Genomic DNA, 1974 nt, shown 5'->3' on the forward strand with positions numbered 1-1974 from the left:
CTTAATACGCGGTCATCAGGGTTCGGGAAAATCGACTTTTGCCGAACAAAAAGCCGCCGAATTTAAAGCGCAGTATCCGGATGCGGAAGTTGTCCGTATTGAAAATGATTTGTTCATTACCGATGAATACGGTGAATATCGTTGGTCGGGCGAAGCAGTGGATAAGGCGCAGAAACGCGGCAATGCCTTGATGACTGAAACTTTGAGGCTTGGACGCCAAAATCCGAATCGAAATATTTTGATCATTCATTCCAATACCAACCAAAAAGCTTCGCGTTGCCGTCATTTATTGGATCAGGCGGAGAAAAGCGGTTTTGAAACAGAGATCTACCGATTGCACAATTTCTATCCCAACCTACACGGCGTAAAAGAGCATGACGTGTTGGCGGCGTATATCAAGTTGAACCAAAACCGTGTGGCAAACGAAATCCATATCGAGGCCGTGCAACCGGCAAATGCGGAGCAGTTAGAAAAAATCAAACAGATGCAGGCTATCGAGCATAAGCCGCTGGTGTTTGATGAGGCGCAGCAAACCTTTGTGACCGATCACTATCTGCAACACGGCAGCCGCAACTTTACCGGCAAAGCATCCAAGCGTTATCCTGAATTGCGCGTGTTGAAATACGCACGCAGCGTGTTCTATAACAACCGCTTTGATGATGCTTTGCTGGAAATGCGCGGTTTGATTATCGATGCGCATAATCGAATTATCGTGCGTCCGTTTAAAAAAGTATTCAACTATTCGGAACGTATTGCCAAAGGCAGCCGCTATCCGATCAGAATCGGTGACGAGAGACTGGTGGACGCGGTGGTGAAAGTAAACGGCTTCCTCGGTTGCTGCACTTTCGTCTCGCTTTCAGACGGCCATCCGTCTCACGGCGCAGCGTTTGACGGCAAAGTGCTGTATTCGACTACAGGTTCGCTTGATAGCGCGTTTGCCGACATGACCGCCGCACATTGCGCACAATACGAAACATTGTTCCGTGCATATCCGAACCATACTTTTTTGTTCGAAATCACAGATGCGAAAGACGTACACATCATCCGCGAAGAATTGGGTGAAACCCTAATCGGCTGCATCGACGTGGCGACCGGCCGTCAGTTTACTGAAGCGGAATTGGACGAAATCGGCAAACAATACGGAGTTCGCCGTCCTGAAACGCTGAAAAACATCACGTTCGGCGAGCTGAAAGGCCGTCTGAAAAATGTGGAACACGAAGGCTTTATGGTATTTGATGCCCAAAACGGCGAAATGCTGTTCAAACTCAAATCGCCGTATTACCTGATTTCCAAGTTTTTAGGACGAAGCAACGAGGGCAATATCGGCCGCAAACTGGACAAACGCCATGTTGATGAAGAATTTTATCCTTTAATCGATTACATCCACGAGTATCAGGAAGCATTCAATGCTATGTCGGAATTAGATAAAATCGCGTTTATTCAGGCGTTTTTGAGACAGTTGTAAGGCCGTTTGAAAATATATGGAGCAACGCGTATTTATTTTCCGCGCTCATACGCTTCGATTTCGCCAACCTTAGGCGCATAACCGCTGCTTGTGTTGTGGCGCAAGTCCAACCAGATATTGACCAATGCCCAAGCGGCCGGAGCGGCAATGACGTTTTGCCCCATACATAAAACCTGCGCATCATAGTTTTCCACCGAGCCGCGGAGGGTGAGTAAATCATGCGCCGTTGCCGCCCGTATGCCGCGCACCTTATTAGCGGCGATTGCCGTGCCCACACCGGTGCCGCAAATCAACAGCGCACGGTCGGCATGTCCTGCCGCGACTTCTTCGGCCGCGGCAAACGAGAGTTGCGGATAGCTTCTTTCGGGTGAGGATAAATCGACCAAGCTGCTGACGCGCGGGTCGTTTTGCAAATGCGCTTTGAGCGCGTCCTTCAATATTGCGCCGTTGGCCGGCGCGGCAATAACCAAACGCATAAAAACTCCTTGAAGCACACAATAAACATTACT

The 1974-nt window shown here is 49.1% G+C and carries 2 protein-coding genes; one reads left to right on the top strand and one right to left on the bottom strand.

What is annotated here, in order from left to right:
* The coding region (locus ACTHS3_RS12050; RefSeq protein WP_440368043.1) for an RNA ligase at positions 1–1465 on the top strand (1465 nt) is incomplete at its 5' end.
* Between the two features lie 32 nt (positions 1466–1497).
* On the opposite strand, the gene ACTHS3_RS12055 is transcribed toward ACTHS3_RS12050, so the two are convergent.
* Entirely contained in the window at positions 1498–1941 is a 444-nt protein-coding gene (locus ACTHS3_RS12055; protein WP_070608710.1) for an RpiB/LacA/LacB family sugar-phosphate isomerase, read from the bottom strand.
* Positions 1942–1974 lie beyond the last annotated feature (33 nt).

This window comes from Neisseria sp. P0009.S007 (genome assembly GCF_051962515.1).

Excerpts from the sequence above, each read along its gene's own strand:
- ACTHS3_RS12055 (WP_070608710.1), bottom strand. The coding sequence starts at position 1,941 with ATGCGTTTGGTTATTGCCGCGCCGGCCAACGGCGCAATATTGAAGGAC.